General features: G+C 63.8%; 2 protein-coding genes. Both read left to right on the plus strand.

Features of this window, described 5'->3' with window-relative positions; genetic code table 11:
* Positions 1-505: IclR family transcriptional regulator C-terminal domain-containing protein (locus EN935_RS30210; RefSeq protein ID WP_127373928.1), on the plus strand; the 505-nt coding region annotated here is incomplete at its 5' end.
* A 268-nt stretch (positions 506-773) separates the two neighbouring features.
* Positions 774-2653, plus strand: a 1880-nt coding sequence (locus EN935_RS30215) for a diguanylate cyclase (protein ID WP_127373929.1), incomplete at its 3' end; no start/stop codon positions are given.

The raw sequence follows: 2653 nt of genomic DNA on the forward strand, positions 1-2653 counted from the left end.
TGCGCTCTACCAGCGTTCGGTCGTGGCGGTCGATATCCTGCTGCCGATCATGCGCGACCTTTCCGAACGAAGCTGGGAAAGCGTTGCCTTCTATGTTCGCTCGGGCGACGTCCGCACCTGTCTCTACCGCGTCGAATCCAAGCACGCGATCCGCTATACGATACGCGAAGGCGACGTGTTGCCTTTGCTGGTCGGCTCGGGTGGTCGCGTGCTTGCGGCGTTTTCCGGCCAGCAGGGCGAACCCTACGAGACCATCCGCAAGACCTGCACCTGTCTCGCCATCGGCGACCGCGATCCCGACACGGCGGGCGTGTCGGCGCCCGTGTTCGGGCCGGGGCGCGTCCTGCTCGGCGCCTTGACGCTGGCCGGGCCTAGCACGAGGGTCGACGCGGCGTTTCTCCAGCGCATGAAGCGTCCGCTGCTCGAGGCCGCCGCCCGCGCCACCCGCGCCTTCGGCGAGGACGCCTCCATGCTTGAGCAGGCGAGCCTCGCGGCGGATGCATAGCGCCGATTGGCTTGGCTGACTACGCAAACTTTGAATACAATCCGATTCAACCTGAAGCAATTTCATGAAAAACCGTAATATTCGGTCGCCTGCAGCAAGAATCGACCTTGCAAATAGTTGAAGTCTTTATTCGCTGTTAAGCCCCCCCATGATAACCGGATTGTTGTCGCCAGCTGAGCGACATGAGGGACAAACACAGTCTCAACCGACGGATGGAACCGTCGGACAGACACGCTGACAGGGATCATGGCAAGTCCATGGAAATTCGATGAAGCTGTCATCGATGGACGCAAGCCCCCGTCTCCTCGGGCTCGTCTGGCCGTTCATTGCCGTCGTTCTTGCTCAGGCGCTGGTTGCCAGCCTCAGCCTCTACACGCTGTCGGCGGTTCGCGCCTATGTCGGCGGCGAGAGCCAGTGGTCCAAGGGACAGAAGCACGCCATCTATTTTCTCAGCCTCTATGCCGGCACCGGCAGCGAGGAATTCTTCAGCGAGTACCGTGGAGCGATCGCCGTTCCGCTGGCCGATCGTTCGGCACGCCTAGCGCTTGAGCAGCCCGAGCCCGACACCAACGCGGCGCGCACCGGCTTCCTGCAGGGCAGAAACCACCCCGACGACGTGACCGGGATGATCTGGCTATTCCAGAATTTCCGCGGCTTCAGCTATCTTGATGCCGCCATCCGGCACTGGACGGCTGCCGACACCATGATCCTCGCCATCCAGCAACTTGGCGACGCCATGCACGAGACGCTCGGCAAGGGTCCGGTATCGACGGCTGAGATCAGCGCCTGGAAGGCGGAGATCCACCGGCTCGATCATCAGATCACCCCACTTTCCAAGGCCTTCTCGGACAGCCTCGGCGAGGGATCGCGCTTCATCAAGATGCTGCTCACCTTTGCCAATCTCGTCACCGCCGCCTTGCTGATCCTGCTTGCCGTGTGGCGGACGCGCAAACTCCTGGCGCAGCGCCAGGCCTTCCAGTTGGCGCTGAACGCCGAGCGTGAGCGCGCGCAGATCACCCTGGCTTCGATCGGGCAGGCCGTGATCAGCACCGGCGCCGACGGGCGGCTGGACTACATGAACGCCGTCGCCGAAAGATTGCTGGCATGTCCGCTCAGTGCCGCCCGAGGCAAGCCGATCGAGTGGCTGTTTCGCCTTGTGGACAAGGATACCAGCGTCGAGGATGTCAGGCTGATCGAGCGCCTGCTGGCCGGGGAACCGCGCCGTTCCAGCGCGCGTCCGCAATTGCTGCAGCGGCCGGACGGATCGGTTGTTCCCGTCGCGTTGACCGGTGCGCCGCTGCTCGTTTCCGGCCACGTCGTCGGCGCGGTGCTCGCCTTCCACGACATGACGCGCGAAGAGGACTACATCGAACGGCTCTCATGGCAGGCATCGCATGATGCGTTGACCGGACTGGCCAACCGACGCGACTTCGAAAGCCGGCTGGAAAGAACGATCGCGGACTTGGCGGACCGGCCCCGCCAGCACGCGCTGATGTATCTCGACCTCGACCAGTTCAAGCTGGTCAACGATACCTGCGGCCATGCTGCCGGCGACCAGCTGCTGCGCCGGATTTCGGCGCGGCTGACCAACGAATTGCGGCCAGGCGATGTGCTGGCCCGGCTGGGCGGCGACGAGTTCGGCGTGCTGCTCGGCGATTGCGATGCCGACAGTGCGGCCGACATCGCCGAACGGCTGCGCGCAGCCGTGCAAGACCTGCATTTCGCCTGGGACGGCAGGCCCTTCAACACCAGCGTCAGCATCGGCATGGTGCAGATCGCCGATGCGCGAGTGACGATCGAGGAAACGCTCAGGGCCGCCGACGTCGCCTGCTACATGGCCAAGGAAAAGGGCCGCAACCGCGTCCAGATCCACAGCGATGGCGACATGGCCCTGCAGGAGCGCTTCGGCGAGATGGCCTGGGTACAGCGCCTGCACGCCGCCCTCGAAGAAAACCGCTTCAGGCTTCATGCCCAAGAAATCTGGCCGCTCGACGATGACGCCGCCGAAGCAGGTGTACATGTCGAGATCCTGTTGCGGCTGACCAGTGAAGACGGCAGCTTCGTCACCCCGCAAAGCTTCATTCCCGCGGCCGAGCGCTATGGCCTGATGCCATCGATCGACCGCTGGGTGGTCCGCAACACGTTCGC

The sequence above is a fragment of the Mesorhizobium sp. M7D.F.Ca.US.004.03.1.1 genome, assembly GCF_003998635.1.
GTDB classification, from domain to species: Bacteria; Pseudomonadota; Alphaproteobacteria; order Rhizobiales; family Rhizobiaceae; genus Mesorhizobium; species Mesorhizobium loti.